Genomic DNA, 4,116 nt, shown 5'->3' with positions numbered 1-4,116 from the left:
GCTGTCGCCCGCGTGGGCGGCGGGCGACGGGGGCGTGCTGACGGCCAGCGCGACGAGGGCCGTACAGAGGGCCGGGCGGAGCGGGTCCATACCCCCGAGCTCACCCGCTGCCGCGGCACCTCGCATCCGCTCCGGGGCGCGGTTGCTCCGTCCCGGTACCGAGATCATCCGGCTGGGTCGCGGCCGCGTCGTGGGCTCCCCGGACGCGATGCGCCCCGTCAGGGGCGCGGGGCTGTGACATTGTGCGGCTCCGCCGCGCGGGCGCGAGCAGCCCACGAACGGTCCGCAGACGCCGGACGGACGCAGCAGGCCGGGCTCGTAGGCGGCTTTCAGGGGCGCGCAGCGCAAGCCGCACTCCGGTGGGCACAGCGCGGCGCCGTGGTCAGATGAGCTCGACCAGGTCCGCGATCGAGTCGACCACCTTGGACGGGCGGAAGGGGTGCCGCTCGACGTCCTCGGGGCGGGTCAGGCCGGTGAGGACGAGGAAGGTCTCCATCCCGGCTTCGAGGCCGGCGAGGATGTCCGTGTCCATCCGGTCGCCGATCATCGCGCTGGTCTCCGAGTGCGCTCCGATCGCGTTCAGCCCCGCCCGCATCATCAGGGGGTTCGGCTTGCCGACGAAGTACGGCTCCTTGCCGGTCGCCTTGGTGATCAGCGCGGCCACGGATCCGGTCGCGGGCAGCGCGCCCTCCGCGGAGGGGCCGGTCTCGTCGGGGTTGGTGGCGATGAAGCGCGCCCCGCCGTTGATCAGGCGGATCGCCTTGGTGAGCGCCTCGAAGGAGTAGGTGCGGGTCTCGCCCAGGACCACGTAGTCGGGCTCCACGTCGGTGAGGACGTAGCCGATGTCGTGCAGGGCCGTGGTGAGACCGGCCTCGCCGATGACGTAGGCCGTGCCGCCGGGCCGCTGGTCGTCCAGGAACTGGGCGGTGGCCAGCGCGGAGGTCCAGATGTTCTGGACGGGCACGTCGAGCCCGATCCGCTCCAGGCGGGCGTGCAGGTCGCGGGCGGTGTAGATGGAGTTGTTGGTCAGGACGAGAAAGGGCTTGCCGGATTCCCGGAGCCGCTTGATGAAGGCGTCCGCGCCGGGCACCGGAATGCCCTCGTGCATCAGCACACCGTCCATGTCGGTGAGCCAGGATTCGATCGGCTTGCGCTCTGCCACGGTGGGACTCCTGCCCGTATGCGGCCCCTCACGGGGCTAGGGGAAACGCCGGGGCGGCGCAGCTCGTACGCCGCTCCGACACCTCCAGCCTAATCAGCTTTTCGTCGCGTCCTTCCATGCCTCGATGTACGTGGGCAGGTTCTGGTTGATTTGTGCCCAGTCGGGGCGGAACACCTCGACGCCCTTCATGATCTCCGCGAGGGCGGTGGCGTTCTTGTCGGTGGGCTTGATGTCCGCGCGGGCCGGGAATCCCCCGGCGATCGAGGAAGCCTGCCGCTGCACCTCGTCGGAGAGGAGGTAGTCCAGGAATTCCTTGGCGTACTTGGCGTGCGGGGCCTTCTTCACCAGACCGGCCGCGTAGGGCAGGGCGAGGGTGGTGGGCTTTCCGTTGCCGCCCGCCGGGAAGAAGATGCCCTGGTGGGGCATGGAGTTCATGTTCGCGAAATTCATCTGGACGTCACCGTTGGCGACCAGGAGTTCACCCTTGTCCGTCTTGGGGGCGAGCTGTCCGGTCGAGGAGGACGGGCCGACGTTGTTCTTCTGGAGTTTCCTGAGGTACTCCATGGCGGCGTCCTTGCCGCCGAAGTCGTGCATGGCTTTGACGAGGACGGCCGTGCCGTCACCGGCGACGCCGGGGGTGGAGTACTGCACCTTGCCCTTGAATCTGGGGTCGAGCAGGTCGTCCCAGGTCTTCGGCGGGGTCTTCAGTTCCTCGGTGTTGTGGATGAAGCACAGGTAGTTGTCGACGATCGGGGTCCAGGTGCCGGTGGTGGACTTCTCGCTGTCGCGGACCTTTTCCGAGCCGTCCGGGGCGTAGGTGCCGAGCAGTCCCTTTCCGTCGGCCTGCTGGATGAACGGCGGCAGGGTGACGATCACGTCGGCCTTGGTGTTGGACGACTCCCGTACGAGGCGCTGCACCATTTCCCCGGAGCCGCCCTCGACGTAGTTCACCTTGACGCCGGTCTTCGCCCGGAAGTTCTTGAAGACGGTGTCGTAGAAGCCTGTTCCGTTCTCGGACTTGAGGCCGTCCGCGCTGTAGACGGTGATTTCCTTCGCGTCGGCGTCCGTCGTGCCGCAGCCGGTGAGGGCCGCGGAGAGGAGCGCCGTGCCGAGGGCGGCGGCGGTGAACGCGCGGGAAGAGCGGGCCATGACGTGTCGTACTCCTTGGTTCTGGGCGCTCATCGGTAGGACGCCCGGGTGCGGATGCGGGAGACGCCGAGCAGGACGGCGAGGGTCGTCACCATCAGGACGACGGCGAGCGCCGCTCCGGCGAAGAGGGCACCGCGGTCCGTGGTGCCGAAGATCTTGACGGGCAGGGGGAGCCAGTCGGGCGGGTAGAGCATCATCGTGGCGCTCAACTCGCCCATGGACAGGGCGAAGCAGAGCCCGGCGGCCGCTGTCAGCGACGGCAGCAGCAGGGGCAGCTTGACCCGCCACAGCACGTACGAGGGACGGGCGCCGAGGCTCGCCGCACTCTGTTCGTACGCCGGGTCGAGGCGGGTGAGCGCGGCGGTCACGGACTGGTGGGCGAAGGCGGTGACGAGCACCGTGTGCGCGATGACGACGATCTCCCGGGTGCCGTTGAGCAGCAGGGGCGGCTCGGAGAAGGCGACCAGCAGGGAGAGGCCGACGACGACCGAGGGCACGGCGACCGGCAGCATGAACAGGGCGTCGACGACGCGCCGCGCGCGGCGGGGCAGGCGCTCCGCGGCGAGGGCGGCCCAGGTGCCGACGGCCAGGGCGATCAGGCTCGCGGCGACGGCCGTCACCAGGCTGGTGGTCAGTGCGGTCAACGAGTCGCCCCGCGCGATGTCCTGATAGTGCGTCACCGTCAGCCCCGAGGGGAGCGCTCCGCTCCAGTCGGTGGCGAAGGACGCGGCCAGGACGACCAGGAACGGCAGCGCGAAGACGGGCAGGAAGAGCAGGAAGAAGACGGCCTGTACGGACCGGCGGGCCCAGCGGCTATGCACCAGCACGACAAGTACCTCCCTTGTCTCTCTTGGCTCTCTTGGCTCCCTTGGTCACGCGGGCGACGAGCAGGCGGTAGAGCCCGTACAGCGCGGCGGACAGGACGACGTTGACGACGGCGACGACGCACGCCCCCGTGTAGTCGCCGTCGAGGATCGCCTTGCCGTAGACCAGCGTGGGCAGGGTCGTGACCCCCTTCGCGCCTGTGAACAGCACGATCCCGAACTCGTTGAGGCACATGACGAGGACGAGGCTGCCGCCCGCCGCGAGCGCGGGCAGCGCCTCGGGCAGGATCACCTGCCGCACGATCCGCGGCGCCCGGGCCCCGAGCGAGGCGGCGGCCTCCAGTTGCGCGGTCTCCACCTGGGAGAACGCGGCCAGCAGGGGCCGCATGACCAGCGGCGTGAAGTAGGTGACCTCGGCGAGCAGCACGCCCCAGGGCGTGTGCAGGAAGTCGAACGGCCCCGTGCCGCTGCCCGTCACGTCCGTCCAGAGGCCGTTGGCCATGCCGCGGCCGCCGTAGACGAACAGCAACGCGAGCGTGATCAGGAACGAGGGGAAGGCGAGGAAGATGTCGATGAACCGGCTCAGCGCCTTAGCTCCCGGGAACGGCACGAACGCGATGACGAGCGCGAGCACGAACCCGAGGAGGAGCGCGCCGGCGGTGGCCCCGACGGCGATTCCCACTGTGTTCCAGAGCGCGTCCCGGAAGGACGCCTGCCGGAAGATCTCCCCGTAGCCGCCGGCTTGCCGCACGACGAGGGCGAGCGGGTAGAGAAAGGTGAGCGCGAGCACGGCGACGGGGGGAACCACCCAGAGAACGCGCCCCGTAAGGGGCGCGAGGCTGTGTTGCATCATGCGGCTCCGCCGCGTGGGCGCGACCAGCCGGAACGGACCCGCAGCCGCGCGCGGAGCGCAAGTGGCACCCCGGTAGGCGCGACCGTCCGCCGCAGACGGGGGTCCGGGGGACGTCCCCAGGTTTCGGG

At 69.9% G+C, this 4,116-nt stretch carries 4 protein-coding genes; all 4 read right to left on the bottom strand.

Going from position 1 to position 4,116, the window contains the following annotated elements; translation table 11 throughout:
* Nucleotides 1-382: 382 nt before the first annotated feature.
* On the bottom strand, nt 383-1,162 hold the full coding sequence (locus tag K6I34_RS32910; RefSeq protein WP_229331704.1) for an HAD-IIA family hydrolase: 780 nt from the start codon (nt 1,160-1,162) through the stop codon (nt 383-385).
* A gap of 93 nt (nt 1,163-1,255) precedes the next feature.
* Nucleotides 1,256-2,311: a 2-aminoethylphosphonate ABC transporter substrate-binding protein gene (locus tag K6I34_RS32905; RefSeq protein WP_229331703.1), complete on the bottom strand. Its 1,056-nt coding sequence runs from the start codon at nt 2,309-2,311 to the stop codon at nt 1,256-1,258.
* 29 nt (nt 2,312-2,340) lie between these two features.
* Nucleotides 2,341-3,138 (bottom strand): ABC transporter permease, encoded by a 798-nt coding sequence (locus K6I34_RS32900; protein WP_229331702.1) that lies wholly within the window; start codon nt 3,136-3,138, stop codon nt 2,341-2,343.
* Complete coding sequence (locus K6I34_RS32895) at nt 3,125-3,988, bottom strand: 2-aminoethylphosphonate ABC transporter permease subunit (RefSeq protein ID WP_229331701.1); 864 nt, start codon at nt 3,986-3,988, stop codon at nt 3,125-3,127. The genes K6I34_RS32900 and K6I34_RS32895 overlap by 14 nt, the downstream gene beginning before the upstream one ends.
* Between the last annotated feature and the right edge of the window lie 128 nt (nt 3,989-4,116).

Source organism: Streptomyces sp. UNOC14_S4, assembly GCF_020740835.1.
Taxonomy (GTDB): domain Bacteria; phylum Actinomycetota; class Actinomycetes; order Streptomycetales; family Streptomycetaceae; genus Streptomyces.
This window is presented reverse-complemented; position numbering and strand designations above follow the sequence as displayed.